We start from the raw sequence: 15152 nt of genomic DNA on the forward strand, positions 1-15152 counted from the left end.
GAAATTCCGCTCGGCGGATTGCGGATTGCGCCCTCATAAGGGGACGAATGCCGAAGTTATCACTTATCATATGTCTGACAACTGCAGTAGAGTTGTCCCCCCCTCGACCCAAAAGGTCGAGGCCTCATTCATTGTCCCGGGGCGGCGTCGCCGTCCCTCCTGACAGGAGAACGCCATGCTGAGTCTGACTGGCCACAATTACATCGGCGGTGAGCGCCGCGCCGCGGGCACCGTGGAGCACAAAAGCCTCGACGCCAGCAGCGGTGAAGCGCTGCCATACACCTTCATCCAGGCCACGCCGGAAGAAGTCGACGCTGCCGCCCAGGCTGCCGCTGCCGCTTATCCGATCTATCGCAACCTGTCGGCCGTGCGCCGCGCCGAGTTCCTCGAGGCCATTGCCGACGAGATCGATGCCCTTGGCGATGACTTCGTTGCCCTGGTCTGCCGCGAAACCGCACTGCCGGCTGCCCGCATCCAGGGCGAACGTGGTCGTACAAGTGGCCAGATGCGCCTGTTCGCCAAAGTGCTGCGTCGTGGTGACTTCTACGGCGCGCGCATCGACCGCGCCCTGCCCGATCGTCAGCCACTGCCGCGTCCGGATATCCGTCAGTACCAGATCGGTGTCGGCCCGGTCGCCGTGTTCGGTGCCAGCAACTTCCCACTGGCCTTCTCCACCGCTGGTGGCGACACCGCGTCGGCCCTGGCCGCCGGTTGCCCGGTGGTGTTCAAGGCGCACAGTGGCCACATGGCCACTGCCGAGTGCGTGGCTGATGCGGTGATCCGCGCGGCCGAGAAAACCGGTATGCCCAAAGGCGTGTTCAACATGATCTTTGGCGGCGGTGTCGGTGAGCTTCTGGTCAAGCACCCGGCCATCCTGGCCGTTGGCTTCACCGGTTCGCTGAAAGGCGGCCGCGCCCTGTGCGACATGGCTGCTGCCCGTCCGCAGCCGATCCCGGTGTTCGCCGAGATGTCCAGCGTCAACCCGGTGATCGTCCTGCCGGGCGCCCTCAAGGCGCGTGGCGCCACCGTGGCCAAGGAACTGGCCGGTTCGGTGGTGATGGGTTGTGGTCAGTTCTGCACCAATCCAGGCCTGGTCATCGGCATTCGCAGCGCCGAGTTCAGTGAGTTCGTCGCCGGCCTGGCCGATGCCATGGGCGCGCAGCCGGCGCAGACCATGCTCAACGCCGGCACCTTGCGTAGCTACGCCGGTGGCGTGGCGCAGCTCAAAGGCCATGCCAAGGTCACTCACCTGGCGGGCAACGAGCAGGCCGGTAACCAGGCGCAGCCGCAGCTGTTCAAGGCCGACGTGAGCATGCTGCTCGAAGGCGATCACCTGCTGCAGGAAGAAGTCTTCGGCCCGACCACCATCGTCGTCGAAGTTGCCGACAGCGCCGAGCTGACCCATGCCCTGCAGAGCATGCACGGCCAACTGACCGCGACCCTGATCGCCGAGCGTGAAGACCTCACCGCCTTCCGCGACCTGCTGCCGCTGCTGGAAGTCAAAGCCGGCCGCGTGCTGCTCAACGGTTACCCGACTGGCGTGGAAGTCTGCGATTCCATGGTCCATGGTGGCCCGTACCCGGCTACGTCCGACGCTCGCGGTACGTCGGTCGGCACCCTGGCGATCCACCGTTTCCTGCGTCCGGTGTGCTACCAGAACTACCCGGACGAGGTACTGCCGCAAGCCCTGCAGAACGCCAACCCGCTGGGCATCCAGCGCTTGGTCGACGGCGTGCACAGTCGTGATGCGCTGAGCTGATCGGCACGCTGCAACGAAAAATGCCGCACCCGTGAGGGTGCGGCATTTTTCATTCAGATGGCGGCGCCTTTACTTGGCGGCGGCCTGGGTTTTTTCCACCGCCTGGATGATCACCTTGGCCACATCACCCGGGCGCGACTGCTGCGGCACGTGGCTGGCGACAACTTCGGTGGTCTGTGCGCCGATCTTCTTGGCGAAGTCGCGCTGCATCTCTGGCACGATCATGCGGTCATCGCTGGCGACGAGGTACCAGGACGGCTTCTGCTTCCAGGCCGCGACGCTGGTGCGGTCATCGAAGGCCGCCGCGCGGATCGGACCTTGCGTGGCGGTCATGATCGCCGTCTGCTTGGGTGGCAGATCCTGAGCGAAATCGGCAGCCATGCCTTGCGGCGTCAGGTAGAGAAATCCGTTCTTGTCGGCCGCGATCTGGCTCGAGCCCGGCGCGGTGGGATAGCCGCCGTACAGCTCGCCGGTGGATTGACCGGCATTCGGTGCGAACGCCGCGACATAGACCAGGCTGCGCACCTTGTCGTCGCTACCCGCCTGGCTGATCACCGTGCCGCCCCAGGAGTGGCCGACCAGCACTACATCGCCATCCTGATTGTTCAGTACGCGCTGGGTGGCAGCGACGTCGTCGGCCAGCGAGGTCAGCGGGTTCTGTACCACGGTCACCTTGATGCCCTTATCCTGCAGCAGTGGCACGACCTTGGCCCAGTCGGAACCGTCGGCGAAGGCGCCGTGGACGATCACCACCGAAGGCTTGGCCTCGGCGGCCTGGGCATTGACTGCGAAGAAGGGGCTGGCGATGGCGAGGGCGAGGATCAGCGGCTTGGTATTGAACATGATTGAATCTCCTGTGCTTGGGGGAGTTCAGTGTCGATAATGCGCCGGTGTCCCGGTATCGGTCGTTTATCCGAGGCCTGCAAATAAAGGAGAGCTGCAAGGTGAATGACGCCGTCGCGCTGGAAGACGTCATGCTGGCGCTGGCCATGGTCGGTGACCTGAGCATGGGCCAGCCCATCGATCAGTCGCGGCGTACCGCGCGCCTGGCGCAATGGCTGGCGCAGGCCGGTGGCGGCGATCAGGCGCAAATCGATGCGGCCCGGCAGGTGGCGCTGCTGCGCTGGTCCGGTTGTACCGCCAACGCCGATGGCTTCATGCATCTGCTCGGTGACGACGTCGGCGGCCGCCGCGCCATGCTGGCACAAACCCTGGATGCCGCTGGCCAACGTGCCATGCTGCGCACCACGCCGCTGGCCCAGGTGCATTGCGAGATCGCCGGCGATATCGCCCGCACCCTGGCGCTGGGGGGGGAGGTCGAGCGAGGTCTGCGCCATATCTTCGAGTGCTTCGACGGCAGCGGCCGGCCGCTGGGCCTGCGTCACCCCGACGTCCCGCCGGTGGTGTATCAGGTCGTGTTGGCGGGCGATCTGGAAATCCTCTCGCGCGTCCACGGCCTGGACGCGGCGCTCGAGTGGATCGGCGCTCAGGGTGATCGCCGTTATCCCGCTGCTCTCGTCGAGCTGCTCAGCCGCCACGCAGCGGATTGGCTGCAAGCGCTGCGCACACCCGAGGGCGTGCAGCCTGTCGGCGGGGCGGAGGTTTCCCTGACCCTGGTGGGCGACGTGATCGACCTCAAACTACCCTGGCTGGCCGGCTATTCACGCCAGGCCGCGGGCCTGGTGCGCGACGCCGGTCGGCTATGGGGGTTGCCCGAGCCGCGTATCGAGCTGCTCGCCAAGGCGGCGCTGATCCATGGCCTGGGGCGGGCGGCCGTGCCCAATCGCGTCTGGAGCACGCCCGGCCCGCTGCTCGACGGTGATCTCGAAGCGGTGCGCCTGGTGCCCTACTGGACGCACCGCGCCTGCAGCCAGATCGGTGGTCTGAACGAAGCCGGACAACTGGCTGCGCATGCCTACGAACGTCTGGATGGCAGCGGCTATTTCCGCTCGTTGAGTGGCGACGCCCTGAGCGCTGAACACCGCCTGCTGAGCGCCGCCCTGGCCTGGCTGGCACTGCGCGGCGAACGCCCCTGGCGCGCGGCCTTCAGCGACGCTGAAGCTGCCCGCCTGTTGCTGGATGAAGCCGAGCAGGGCCGCTTCGACCCACGCGCCTGTCAGGCGGTAATCAGCGCTGCTCATGGCGAACAGGCGCCAATGGTCAGCAAGCCCGGCAACGGTCTGCTCAGCGAACGCGAGACGGAAATCCTCCAGCGCATCAGCACCGGGGCGAGCAACAAGGAAGTGGCGCGCGACCTGGGTATCAGCCCAAGCACGGTGCGCACCCATGTCGAGAGTGTGTTTCGCAAGCTGCAGTGTTCGACGCGCGCGGCGGCGACCTTGAAGGCACTGACGTTGGGGGTGATCTGAGGCGAGGCTGGAAGGTCAATCACCTCCGCCGCCATCGCCACCCGAGTCGAAGCCCCCGTCACCGAAACCAGGGCTGGAGTCCTGTCCGCTCAGGCCGCTGTGCTCTCTCTTGCGCGCGAGACGCCTGGGGCGCGAGCGTCGCCAGCAATAGATGAAGAGCACCACGAAGGCGCCGGCGATCAGCAGCAGAATGTCCATATGTCTTCCCTACATAACCTGGCGCCAATCCTATGAGGTAATGAGGCTCGATGTAAGCGCCGAGGGAACGACAAAAACGCAGAAGCCCGCACGTTGGCGGGCTTCTAAAATGGCGCATCCGGCGGGATTCGAACCCACGACCCCTCCTTCGGAGGGCAATGCGGTACAGGAATCTCAGTTGCCATGCAGAGATCAAAAATGCCGCTAAGTGCCATCCTGCAAGGGTTTCGTCTTGTGCCGCTCCCTGCAGTTTAAGGCCTATAGCGACACATGAGGGTGGTTATCCGTGGCACAAAAAACGAAATCTGGGATGTCGGTTTTTGACTACTAGCCAAACCCAGGCTCGCCCTGCCGCCGTCTGACTGAACCTGAATTTCGACTATCGACCTACAGATGATCACCCTCACCCAGTACGCTCACTGGTAGGCCGTGGAAATTAACAGATCGATAAGACCTTGCGCTGCTCCGGTTACATAGGAACTTGGAATGACGACTGTAAGCGGCGCTGCGCCTGAGTTCAGCCAACTACGTTTTGCTTCTCTGGGCTGTGTCGTTACAAACGTACAACCTAGGAATACGCGGACCGAAAAGTTAGCGAAGCTTTTCTGGTGCCAGGCTCTGCCCTCGCAGGAGACCATGGCAGAGCGGCAAGCGCCGAGATTCGTGGGCAGGAGGCTGGGCAGTCAGCTCAGTCGTCCTTGGCGTTTACCTCGGCAGAGACTTTGCCAAACGACTCCCAGTGGCCAACCAGCTCATCCACGCGATCAGGAATGCGCGGTGACTTACTGAGCACCAGACAGCGGGTTGTACCCACATACTCCTCAAGGAGATAGAGCGTGTCCCCAACGTCGACGCCCATCTCCTGCAGAACGTCGTCGGGTAGGCGAATAGCACCGTCGCCTTCCCAGTCCTCAATCACTACATGATTCCGCATCGTGACCCCAGGAAACGGTTGAATGGGTGTCCGCAGGGGGGAAGCAACGGCGAGCCGTTGCCAGCGAAGCCCCGCGGCACAAGTCGACAGAATAGCAAAAAGCTCCTGGGCTCAGAGCGCTGTAACGACGCCGCCCTTCATCTCTAGCCGTAGCTTCTGACATTTGAACTCGCCCCGGGCCTGCCAGCTACCACCGCCGTTGTTAAGCTGAAAATCCTGCAATACTACCGGGGAAATTCACTATCCCCATGCCGCACTCAGCTAATCCACCGGCAGCTCACTGATAGGTCATCGAGACTTCGCTCTGTAGCCACCGTGGCTGCACTCGATTACCGCAGAATGTCGGTGGCAGTCCTGCAAAAACCACTGAGCCGCCACAAGCGCTCACTGGGGCACCTTCGCCGAACTAGCCAAATACACCCTCGTGACGACAGAACCCTCCACCGAATCGCCAATATCCAGCATGCGCCCCCGGAATAAATCGTCAAACCTCGACTGGCCTGGCCTTTCACTCACTCTATTCAAATGACACCGCCCCTGCGGACCATTAAACGAAGCCCACCCGCCAGGACAAATACGTATCATGAGGCAGCGGGTTAGCTTGGTAAGCTCGCTCTCAGACAACCTTTGTCGATGTGGCCGTCATGGAAGAAAGCGCGCAACAGCGTTCAGAACGCTATGTATCTGCCCGCAGCCAGCACCCCGCGTGGCTTTTGCTTGCCTCGCGGCGTGCTCCGCTCGTATTGGGCTGCCTGCGCACGCTGTTCGAGCGGGCGCATGATGGGATCCCCATGGAGGATGCGCTGCAAGCGCTGTCCGAAATGCTGGCTGCTTATGCCAGCCAGGAGCTTTACGAAATCGACCCGGATGCAACGCATCTCCAAGCAGGTCGTGAACTTCGTGAATGGATCAAGCGGCGTCTGGTCGTAGAACGAGAGGGGCGTATCTACGCAACCGACGCGCTGGAGTCAGCCATCCAGTTCGTAGATTCGCTGGATAGTCGGATCATGACTTCCACAGCATCTCGCCTTTCGGTGGTTCAGCGCGAGATCGAAAACCTGGAAACGGGTCTGAACCCCAGCCCAACTGGCCGTATTGCCAGCCTGCGCCGCCGAATCCAGGATTTGGAGCACGAGCTAGCGCAGGTAGAAGCTGGCAACGTCATCGTGCTGGATGAAGCGCAGGCGATAGAGGGCATACGCGAGGTATATAACCTGGCCACCAGCCTACGCGCGGACTTTCGACGAGTTGAAGACTCTTGGCGCGAGGCGGATCGCGCCCTTCGACACTCGATCATCAGCGAGCAGTCTCACCGTGGAGAAATCGTCGATCGGTTGCTGGACGGGCAAGATGCTCTACTCAACACTCCCGAGGGGCGTGTCTTCGAAAGCTTCCAGCAGCAACTGAGGCAGTCCGCTGAGCTGGAAACCATGCGTGAGCGTTTGCGCACCATCCTTCGTCATCCAGCGGTTCCAAAGGCACTGAATCGTCCCCAGCAACGTGAGCTACGTTGGCTGGCGTTACGCCTGGTTCGGGAGTCGCAGGCTGTGCTCCAAGCGCGTGCCCGAAGCGAGCGCGATGTTCGTGGCTTCATGAAGACGGGGCTGGCCGCCGAGCATCATCGCGTCGGACAGTTACTCAACGATTTCTTCAATCTAGCGCTCAGAGTCGACTGGCAACGCCAGTCAGAACGCCGTAAGCCTGCATGTTTACCACCAGTTGGCGTAGCCATTACCGGTATCCCGGCAATCGAGCGTCTCCGCTTCAAGACCCTGGATGACGATGATACGGGCGAGCTGGATCTGAGTTTGAAGCCGGCGGGGTTGGAGCAGATTGATGATGACTTCTGGGATGCCTTCGACGGGCTGGATCGTGAAGCGCTGATTCAGGACACCCTAGCTGTGCTGGCGGAGCAGGGGCGCCCTGTGAGTCTCGGGGAGCTTGCGTCTTTGCTTCCACCTGCTCACGACCTAGAAACCTTTGCGCTCTGGTTGGCGATGGCACGCGAGGCAGGTATTGAGGTGCTGAAAGAGGAGCGTCAGCTCGTGGAGCTAGTTGACGAGGATGAGCAACGCTGGCGCTTCAATCTGCCTTATGTCGGACTCGACCACGAGGCACTCAAGGACATCGATTGGGAGTTGTGAGCATGGCAGGGATCTTCGATCGAATAGCAGGCGCCTCTGGCACCGACGAAACGGAGCTGACGGTGGAGCCCATAGCGTTGGATGACGGCATGGATGATGAACAGCCTCTTATGAGCGCCGCTGTTCAGGTCGATGAGCGCCGGACGCCGCAACGGGTACGTGAGGCCGTACAGGAAATGCTCAAGTACGGGCTGCTGGAAGAAAGTCACAAGCCCAATCTGTATCGCTCGGCGCTTGCCAATATCGAGGCGGTCGACACAATCCTGGAACCCCTCGACCTGGCCATGGGGGTCGACGAGGTTCGCGGGCTGGTGTTCGTCACCGTTCGTCAGGGCGAGGTGGCCGAGCAGGATGACTGGTCGCACCCCCTTGTGCGCAGGCAAAGGCTGAACCTGGAGCAGTCCCTGCTGATCGCCATTCTGCGCCAGCATTTCATTGCCTACGAACAGGAAAGCGGTACGGGCGCCACTCAGGCACTGGTAGCTGTGGATGAGCTGATTCCGCAATTGCAGGTTTACCTGGGCGAGCTGGGCAGTGAGGCGAAGGAGCGCAATCGCGTCATCACGCTGCTGGATCAGCTCAAGGGGCATGGTTTGGTGTCGGCTCTGGACGCCCATGACCGCGTCATCATCCGCCCCATCATTACCCACTTGGCCAACCCGGAGAACCTGCAGGCACTGGTGGTTTGGCTGCGCGAGCAGGTGGAGGGCGCGACTACCCCGGCTGCCGCTGCTGAGGAGGACGAGGCGTGAAGCAAGCACTGCTCTGGCGTGACAGCGAGACCTTCATTATCAGCAGCATCGAACTCTATAACTGGGGCGGCTTTCAGGGCTATCACCGTGCCGAGATCAATCCCTCAGGCACCGCCGTGATCGGCCCAACGGGTAGCGGTAAAACGACGCTGGTGGATGCTCTGATGACCTTGCTGTGCGCCAACCCGCGCTACAACCTGGCTTCCACAGGTGGGCATGAAAGCGACCGTGATCTGGTGTCCTATGTGCGCGGGGTTACCGGCCCTGGAGACGGAGGTGTAGAGCAATCTCATATCGCGCGCCAGGGTAAGACGGTCACCGCCATTGTCGCCACGCTCGAGCGTGACGGTGCGCAGGTTCGACTGGGCGCTGTACTCTGGTTCGAGGGCACCAGCTCCTCGGCGTCCGATCTGAAAAAACTGTGGCTGTTAAGCGAGTCCCCCGAGCAGACGCTGGAGCATTGGCTCAGCCAACATCACGCAGGCGGCATGCGGGCGTTGCGTCAGATGGAGAAGGATGGGACGGGTATCTGGCCGTATCCCAGCAAAAAAGCCTTCCTGGCCAGGCTCAGGGATTACTTCGAAGTCGGTGAAAACGCCTTCACCTTGCTCAACCGCGCTGCCGGCCTGAAACAGCTCAATAGCATTGATGAGATCTTTCGCGAGTTGGTGCTCGATGACCGCTCCGCTTTCGGGCGGGCTGCCGAGGTCGCTACTAGTTTCGATGATCTAACGGACATTCACCGGGAACTGGAAACCGCTAGAAAGCAGCAGCGCTCATTACAACCGGTTGCCGATGGCTGGGAGCGTTACAAGGCCTTACAAGAACAGCTGCAGGATAAACAGGTGCTCGAAGGCATTCTTCCGGTCTGGTTCGCCGAGCAGGGGTATCGCCTGTGGCTGGCCGAAACCAACAGGCTCGAGCAGGAGCACAAGCAGGCCGAACTGGATCAGGAGCAATGCAGGGAGCAGCTTGAGGTTCAGAAGAGCGTGGTCGATCAACATCGTCAGCGCTACCTGCGCGTAGGTGGCGCAGGGCTGGATCAATTACGCGGGCGCATCGCGGATTGGCTCAGGGAGTGCGATAAGCGGCGCCTGAAGGCCGAGCAGTACCAGCGCCTGGCCAAGGGGCTTGGACTGGCGGAGGCATTATCGGCCGCAGCCCTCGAGGAGAATCAGCAGCAGATCGCGGCGCGCCTGGAAATACTGACCCAGCAGATTACTGACGCGCGGCAAACGGCGTTCGATGCGGGTCTCGTCCAGCAGGAGCTCAATGGCCGCCTGCAGGCCTTACAGCAGGAGCGTGCCGAGGTGGAGAGACGGCCAGGTTCGAACCTGCCCGGGCATTTCCATGCTTTTCGAGGAGATCTGGCGCAGGCGCTTGGCGTCGATGAAGCGGCCCTGCCTTTCGTCGCCGAGCTGGTGCAGGTCAAGCCCGAGGAACTGGCCTGGCGGGGTGCCATCGAGCGGGCAATCGGCAGCCACCGGCTGCGTATCCTGGTGCCGCAGGGCGCGTCCGAGGCTGCACTGCGTTGGGTGAACCAACGGCATAACCGCCTGCATGTGCGCTTGCTGGAGGTCAAGGAGCCGTCGTCGCGCCCCGTGTTCTTCGACGATGGCTTTACCCGCAAGCTGACCTTCAAGGAGCATCCGTACCGAGAAGCCGTGAAGGCACTGCTGGCGGACAACGACCGACATTGTGTGGAAAGCCCGGAGCAATTGCGTCATACCCCTTACGCCATGACGGCCCAGGGGCTGATGTCGGGTAAGGAACGCTTCTTCGACAAGCAGGACCAGAAGCGCCTGGATGAAGGCTGGCTGACCGGCTTCGACAACCGCGACCGTCTGGCCTTCCTGGCTGAGCAGATTGGCGAGGTCGATGAACAGCTCGCCCCTGCCAAGCTGGCCCTGGATACCGCCCAGGGCGCTGTCCGCCAGTTGGAGAGTCAGGCTTCGCTGCTGCAACGCGTCGAAGAACTGCAGTTCGAGGAGATTGATCTGCCGGGCGCCGAGCGTCAGCTGGAGTCGCTGCGTGCGCAGCTCGAGACTCTGACGCGCCCCGATTCCGACCTCGCCTTGCTCAAGGCCGAGCTGGATCAAGCCGAGGTGCTGCTGGACTCTCTGGACCGACAGAGGCAACGACTTATCGAGCAGTGCGGTCAGTTGAAAATGCAGTTCGAGCAGGCCGCATCCGCTACCCGTAAGGCCTATCGCGGCGCCGAGAAGGGGCTGAGCGATACGCAGCGTGAGTTGGCGCAAGCGCACTTCCCGACCCTGGCGGCAGATGACCTCGGCGATATTGTCGAACTGGAGCGCCAGCATACGCGTGAGCTGCAAGGGCAGCTCAAAGCGCTCGGCGATAAACTGGGCGACCAGAAATCGGAGCTAGCCAAACGCATGTCCGACGCCCTGAAGGTGGACACCGGTGCACTGTCAGAAGTCGGGCGAGAGCTGGTGGACGTACCCAAGTATCTGGAGCGTCTGCGCGTGCTGACCGAGGAAGCCCTGCCCGAGAAACTCAAGCGCTTCCTGGAATACCTCAATCGTTCCTCGGATGACGGCGTCACCCAGCTGCTCAGCTATATCGACCATGAAGTCTCGGTGATCGAGGAGCGCCTGGATGACCTCAACAGTACGATGCAGCGTGTCGATTTTCAGCCCGGACGCTATCTGCGCCTGGTGGCGAAAAAGGTCATCCACGAAAGCCTGCGCACCTTGCAACAGGCTCAGCGCCAACTGAACTCGGCGCGTTTCATCGATGATGAAGGCGAGAGCCATTACAAGGCATTGCAGGCGCTCGTCGGGCTGCTCAAGGACGCCTGCGAACACAGCAGGAATCAGGGCGCCAAGGCACTGCTGGATCCGCGCTTCCGCCTGGAGTTCGCGGTATCGGTGGTCGATCGCGAAAGCAGGAATGTCATCGAGACCCGCACAGGTTCTCAGGGCGGCAGTGGTGGCGAGAAGGAGATCATCGCCTCCTATGTGCTGACCGCCTCCCTCAGCTATGCGCTCTGTCCCGACGGCAGCAGCCGGCCGTTGTTCGGCACCATCGTGCTCGACGAGGCGTTCTCGCGCAGCTCCCATGCGGTTGCCGGTCGGATCATTGCAGCGTTGAGAGAGTTCGGCCTGCACGCTGTCTTCATCACGCCCAACAAGGAAATGCGCCTGTTGCGCCACCATACGCGTTCGGCCGTCGTCGTTCATCGGCGCGGCGTGGAATCCAGTCTGGTTTCCCTGAGCTGGGAAGCGTTGGATGAGCATCATCAACAGCGCATCAAGGCCATGCATGAAGTCGCCCACTGACATCGGCCACAACCTGGCCAGGCAATGGCAGCGTTCCAGCGTGCGCCTGGAACGCTTGCTCAATCCCGCCAGCTGGCCGCAAAGCCTCAACATCGGCAAGCCTTCGGCACGCCTGTTCGCTGACAACATCCAGGCGGTGCTCCGCCATGTGGAGAGCTGGCGGAGCGTGAAGGTGGGGACGGTCGACTGGGAGCCCGTCAGCTACCGGGCAGGGCTGGACGCCATTTCCTTGCCGATGCGCTGGCACTTGCGCAGCCCCACCGAATGGATTGCCGCGACCGACGATCCAGCGGTCAGCCAGGAATACGCTCAACTCGAGTATCTGGTCGAGCAGGTCGACAGTGCCTTTCATGCGCTGCTGGTGGCCCAGCGCAGCCTGTGGTTGACGAAGATGCCTGAGGAAGTCGTCGCCACGGCGCAACTCGCCACCCGCTTGTCGCCAGGCTGTGCCCGAGGCCGTCCACTGCGCCTGCTTGCCGAGCATGGCGTGGACACCAAGTTTTTCGAGCGCAACGCCAGCTTGCTGACCAGGCTCCTCGACGAGCGCTTCGCAGGCGCGGCGTCCGAACAAGGCCTGACGACGTTTCTGGATGCCTATGAAGAAAGCGCTCACTGGGTTCTGGTCGTTCCTCTTCAGCCTGGGCTGCTGCCCTTCAAGCGGCTCAGGCTCACCACTGCGGAACTGGCCGAGACCGCACTTCCCGGTTCGCGCTTGCTCGTGGTGGAAAATGAGCAATGCATTCACTTGCTGCCTGAGAACTTACCGGACACCCTGGCTGTGCTGGGCTCAGGACTCGATTTGCAGTGGCTAGCGTCCGCGCACCTGGCCGGGAAACAGATCGCATACTGGGGCGATATGGATACCTGGGGCTTGCTGATGCTGGCGCGAGCGAGACTCCATCAACCAGCAGTCGAAGCACTATTGATGGAGCAAGAGCTGTTTGAGCAGCACTCACCGGTGAGCGCAGTCGTCGAGCCGACCAAAGCTCTGGATTCGGCACCGCCTGGTTTGCTGGCTGACGAAGCGGACTTCTATCGGTATCTGCTGGTGCAAGAACGAGGACGTCTTGAGCAGGAGTACCTGCCAAAGGAACAAGTTGAGCGCGCTATCGAGCAGTGGGCTCGAAAGATCCCTGTATAGAGCGGCTGGCGGTGGGCTCAATAGCCCTGTAATCCAGAGACCGCCTACCCTTAAACCACAGTCTTCAGATATTCCTTCTCTGAAAATTCCAACGTTGATCACTTTAGGCGGCCGGTTTTCAGCGATGGTCTGCAACGAGCCTTTCCACCTCGTCGACGATCTCGGCTGCGGTGCAGCCTAGGGGTGTAGCTAGCTTGATCAAGGTGGTGATCGTTGGCTGGTTGATGCCCCGTTCCATCAGGCTGACGTAGTTACGCTGCAATTCCGCCTCATGGGCCAATTGCTCCTGGGTGAATCCTGCTTCGACACGCCGTCTGCGCAGGACCTTTCCGAACGCCAATCCGACTTCCACAGATGACTCCCCAAAAGGGAGGACTATCTGGGCGGCGTCATCTCTGGTCTTCACAGTATATTGTGAATTTGGTAGAACGTGACCTCATGGCATGGCGTCACCCCAGCGAATTGCAGGGCTGCCTTCCTACATGCCGTCTTCGTAATCGGCTGTAATTCAGTGCAAACGATTAATTTCCGATAAATAAGCAGTTAAATAGAAGGATGTTAAAAGTATATGAGGATTATTGGTATGGCTGCTTTCGTGTCATTTGCACTGTCTTTGCAGTCTGGAGCCTCCGCTGGCGAAACTGGAGTTCAGCAACTTGTTAAAAGATGCGAGGCTGCTTCCAAGGCGCACGGATCCTCACCTGCGCTCTGTTCGTGCACGTTGGAAAGAATGCAGGAGTATGGGTTCACTGATTCGGAGATTGTTAATTTTTCTCGACGAGACTTTAAGCCAAAGAATCTACATGAAACTGAACGCCATATGGACTACAGTATTAAGATTCGATTAATAGCAGGGCAGTGCGGCTGATTAGCTTTTTCACAGTCGTCAGTCTGGTCGTACGCCATTGATTATGTGATTTACCGTAAAGGATTTTATGCGGAACTTTTCTAGGTTTATTTCATTTGCTCTTGCCAGTTCCATTCTTGCTGGTTGTGGCAGTGAGGATTTCACAGGTGCGTATCGTTATAAGATACCCGGTGGCGAGAGGGTAATGGTTCTCAACGTTCACGGTGATGAGGCCGAGATATTTGGAGAGGATGTGAGCGACGGTCGCATCAAACCGCTGGTTAAAATGAATGTTTCAGTAAAAGATAAAAAGTTACTCCTTGATGATGTTAATAGTTCCGAGCGCTTGGCCCTCACGCGAAATGTAGATGAGCAGAGTGTCGATTGTCTCAACTGCAAGGTGCTTGGCATCAATGACGCAGCGGTTTGGAAGTATGACCCTCAAGGGCCCTATGACGTAGAGCAGATGCTGAAAGACCAAGCCCTTAAGGATGAAGAGGCGCTGAATGCCGAAATGCTCAAGATACAGGAGCAAATTTATGAGCAGGCCAAGCGAGACGAAGAAGCAACCAAACTAGGTCCCTATGAAGGGGATTGGGTTTATCAGAGAACAACGAAACAAGACGCCTTGATCATCATGACTATCTGGCGCAAAAGTCAGATTAAACGCTGGTCGTTCCGATTTGAAACCATGGATCGAATAGGGCAGGAAGTACCAGGATTCGAGGTCTCAGATGTTGGATTGAAGATCAAAGTTGACTCTGAGAGGCGTCTATACAGCCTCAGCCCTGATAAGCAGATACTGACCTGCACGAACTGCAGAAAACCTGAGCGGTGGGCCAAGGCTGACCCCAAGAAAGACCTCAGCGATCGCCATTACGCTCGACAGATGGCTGGCAATCCTTAGTCCCAGCCGGAGCGTCCCTGTCCGAGCTTGCACTGGACAGGGACTTTCTAAGCGTTTGATATCCCGATTTTTTGAGATTGCGCTCACTCTTGAGCAGTCTGTGCGCTGGTGCCTAATAGTACGTGACTTTACTGACTTGACCACCCATTTGCATATCCACTGATCAGCCAATTGCATTTCAGCTGATCAGGGTTCGCATTCAAATTTACCGGCGCACGCCTCAGCTACGACCGGCAGAGAACGGTCAATAACGGGCATGCTTAATTCGCCAGAGCCGGCAAAGACTCACCTTCTTGTCAGGTGAGTCTGTGGATAAAGTTTCTAATGATGCCAAGCGTCTTCAGCCAGCAAAAAATCTTGGACATACTGGCGCTGATCCGAAATATCTGGACGGGTCAACGCCCAGCCGAGATGAGCGCTGACAAACTCACCTTGCGCACCATCACAGTAGTACGCCGTCTGCGCTTTTCCCAAAGTGTACAGGTTGATCAGCCGAGCACGAGCATGCGGCTTGAGAAGATCAAAAACTACGATGTCTGGATTATTTGAAAAAACCAAAGCCTTATCCGGACTGATAGCAATGATGAATAAGGGGAGCCCGCAGAATTCGGAAAAAATCGTACGCTAAGGTTTTCCGGGCATCCGTAAGGGCCGAAACTTCCCGTCTTCCAGTCTGCGGCTCTGCCGCCAGACGTAATCGCCGGTTAGGTTGATGTGCTCCCAGCCCAGCGGCGACAGGAATTGCAGCAGCTCGCCGTCCACCGGCTTGCCGGCCTCGACCAACCCCTGGGTGGCGCGT

Annotated in this window: 13 protein-coding genes; 8 read left to right on the top strand and 5 right to left on the bottom strand. The window is 60.1% G+C overall.

From position 1 onward, the window contains the following. Positions 1 to 175 precede the first annotated feature (175 nt). Entirely contained in the window at positions 176 to 1759 is a 1584-nt protein-coding gene (locus H3221_RS06195; RefSeq protein WP_196476691.1) for an aldehyde dehydrogenase (NADP(+)), read from the top strand. 69 nt (positions 1760 to 1828) lie between these two features. On the opposite strand, the gene H3221_RS06200 is transcribed toward H3221_RS06195, so the two are convergent. Next, positions 1829 to 2602, bottom strand: a complete 774-nt coding sequence (locus H3221_RS06200) for an alpha/beta fold hydrolase (protein ID WP_196476690.1) — start codon at positions 2600 to 2602, stop codon at positions 1829 to 1831. A 101-nt stretch (positions 2603 to 2703) separates the two neighbouring features. Here H3221_RS06200 and H3221_RS06205 point away from each other — a divergent pair, with 101 nt between their 5' ends. Further along, positions 2704 to 4128 (top strand): HD domain-containing phosphohydrolase, encoded by a 1425-nt coding sequence (locus tag H3221_RS06205; protein ID WP_196476689.1) that lies wholly within the window; start codon positions 2704 to 2706, stop codon positions 4126 to 4128. A 15-nt stretch (positions 4129 to 4143) separates the two neighbouring features. Here H3221_RS06205 and H3221_RS06210 read toward each other — a convergent pair whose 3' ends face one another. Both H3221_RS06210 and H3221_RS06215 read right to left on the bottom strand, forming a co-directional pair. Then, the gene (locus tag H3221_RS06210; protein ID WP_196476688.1) at positions 4144 to 4326 is read right to left on the bottom strand and encodes a hypothetical protein; all 183 of its coding nucleotides are present in this window, start codon (positions 4324 to 4326) and stop codon (positions 4144 to 4146) included. Positions 4327 to 5014: 688 nt separating this feature from the next. Next, entirely contained in the window at positions 5015 to 5260 is a 246-nt protein-coding gene (locus H3221_RS06215; RefSeq protein WP_134587732.1) for an AbrB/MazE/SpoVT family DNA-binding domain-containing protein, read from the bottom strand. Between the two features lie 644 nt (positions 5261 to 5904). Here H3221_RS06215 and H3221_RS06220 point away from each other — a divergent pair. Genes H3221_RS06220 through H3221_RS06235 form a run of 4 tightly spaced genes read left to right on the top strand, consistent with a single transcriptional unit; the run spans position 5905 to position 12599 of the window. Further along, positions 5905 to 7404, top strand: coding sequence for a DUF3375 domain-containing protein (locus H3221_RS06220; protein ID WP_134587733.1), 1500 nt, complete (start codon positions 5905 to 5907; stop codon positions 7402 to 7404). A gap of 2 nt (positions 7405 to 7406) precedes the next feature. Next, a complete protein-coding gene (locus tag H3221_RS06225) occupies positions 7407 to 8156 on the top strand; it encodes a DUF4194 domain-containing protein (RefSeq protein WP_196476687.1) in 750 nt (249 codons plus the stop codon). Beyond that, positions 8153 to 11458, top strand: a complete 3306-nt coding sequence (locus H3221_RS06230) for an ATP-binding protein (protein ID WP_134587734.1) — start codon at positions 8153 to 8155, stop codon at positions 11456 to 11458. Before H3221_RS06225 ends, H3221_RS06230 begins: the two co-directional genes overlap by 4 nt. Beyond that, a complete protein-coding gene (locus tag H3221_RS06235; RefSeq protein WP_224490508.1) occupies positions 11409 to 12599 on the top strand; it encodes a Wadjet anti-phage system protein JetD domain-containing protein in 1191 nt (396 codons plus the stop codon). The genes H3221_RS06230 and H3221_RS06235 overlap by 50 nt, the downstream gene beginning before the upstream one ends. Positions 12600 to 12717: 118 nt before the next feature. On the opposite strand, the gene H3221_RS06240 is transcribed toward H3221_RS06235, so the two are convergent. Next, on the bottom strand, positions 12718 to 12951 hold the full coding sequence (locus H3221_RS06240) for a helix-turn-helix domain-containing protein (protein WP_043100189.1): 234 nt from the start codon (positions 12949 to 12951) through the stop codon (positions 12718 to 12720). A 700-nt stretch (positions 12952 to 13651) separates the two neighbouring features. Here H3221_RS06240 and H3221_RS06245 point away from each other — a divergent pair. Both H3221_RS06245 and H3221_RS06250 read left to right on the top strand, forming a co-directional pair. Next, complete coding sequence (locus tag H3221_RS06245; RefSeq protein ID WP_134587735.1) at positions 13652 to 14353, top strand: hypothetical protein; 702 nt, start codon at positions 13652 to 13654, stop codon at positions 14351 to 14353. A gap of 324 nt (positions 14354 to 14677) precedes the next feature. After that, on the top strand, positions 14678 to 14902 hold the full coding sequence (locus H3221_RS06250; protein ID WP_196476686.1) for a hypothetical protein: 225 nt from the start codon (positions 14678 to 14680) through the stop codon (positions 14900 to 14902). Between the two features lie 75 nt (positions 14903 to 14977). Here the strand turns inward: H3221_RS06250 and H3221_RS06255 are convergent. Continuing rightward, a partial coding sequence (locus H3221_RS06255; protein ID WP_131126024.1) for a Tn3 family transposase occupies positions 14978 to 15152 on the bottom strand: 175 nt, incomplete at its 5' end.

The sequence above is a fragment of the Pseudomonas chaetocerotis genome (genome assembly GCF_015712105.2).
In the GTDB taxonomy this organism is placed as follows: Bacteria; Pseudomonadota; Gammaproteobacteria; order Pseudomonadales; family Pseudomonadaceae; genus Aquipseudomonas; species Aquipseudomonas chaetocerotis.

What these genes read in the sequence shown, in the direction of transcription:
- H3221_RS06200 (WP_196476690.1), bottom strand. Translation starts at nt 2,602, where the DNA reads ATGTTCAATACCAAGCCGCTGATCCTCGCCCTCGCCATCGCCAGCCCC.
- H3221_RS06245 (WP_134587735.1), top strand. Translation starts at nt 13,652, where the DNA reads ATGGTTCTCAACGTTCACGGTGATGAGGCCGAGATATTTGGAGAGGAT.
- H3221_RS06210 (WP_196476688.1), bottom strand. Translation starts at nt 4,326, where the DNA reads ATGGACATTCTGCTGCTGATCGCCGGCGCCTTCGTGGTGCTCTTCATC.
- H3221_RS06195 (WP_196476691.1), top strand. Translation starts at nt 176, where the DNA reads ATGCTGAGTCTGACTGGCCACAATTACATCGGCGGTGAGCGCCGCGCC.
- H3221_RS06235 (WP_224490508.1), top strand. Translation starts at nt 11,409, where the DNA reads ATGAGCATCATCAACAGCGCATCAAGGCCATGCATGAAGTCGCCCACT.
- H3221_RS06250 (WP_196476686.1), top strand. Translation starts at nt 14,678, where the DNA reads ATGATGCCAAGCGTCTTCAGCCAGCAAAAAATCTTGGACATACTGGCG.
- H3221_RS06220 (WP_134587733.1), top strand. Translation starts at nt 5,905, where the DNA reads ATGGAAGAAAGCGCGCAACAGCGTTCAGAACGCTATGTATCTGCCCGC.
- H3221_RS06215 (WP_134587732.1), bottom strand. Translation starts at nt 5,260, where the DNA reads ATGCGGAATCATGTAGTGATTGAGGACTGGGAAGGCGACGGTGCTATT.
- H3221_RS06225 (WP_196476687.1), top strand. Translation starts at nt 7,407, where the DNA reads ATGGCAGGGATCTTCGATCGAATAGCAGGCGCCTCTGGCACCGACGAA.